The organism is Pedobacter sp. UBA4863 (genome assembly GCF_002399615.1).
In the GTDB taxonomy this organism is placed as follows: Bacteria; Bacteroidota; Bacteroidia; order Sphingobacteriales; family Sphingobacteriaceae; genus Pedobacter.
On sequence record NZ_DHDZ01000011.1, the window covers coordinates 30,706 to 31,034 of the forward strand.

A 329-nucleotide genomic window follows, 5' to 3' on the forward strand; every position below is an offset into this window, starting at 1 on the left:
CGGACATACCGATGCCATGATGCTGCCACAACTACAGTACAAAGATAAAACCATTGTTTATATGGCCGATCTGCTACCTTCTGTAGGCCACCTACCATTACCCTACGTGATGGCATACGATATGTTTCCATTACAAACGCTGAAAGAGAAAAAGGAGTTTTTAGAAGAAGCCGCCACCAACCAATATATCCTCTATTTAGAACACGACCCCATTAACGAATGTTGCACTTTACAACATACAGAAAAGGGTGTGCGCTTAAAAGATACTTTTACACTCGAAGAAATAGGCTAGTTTTTCATTGGATCATTCCTACTATTATAATTATTAA

Annotated in this window: 1 pseudogene; it reads left to right on the forward strand. The window is 38.9% G+C overall.

The features are described from left to right. Positions 1 to 292 (forward strand): annotated as a pseudogene (locus B3I52_RS01645) (MBL fold metallo-hydrolase); the annotation flags it as partial. Between the last annotated feature and the right edge of the window lie 37 nt (positions 293 to 329).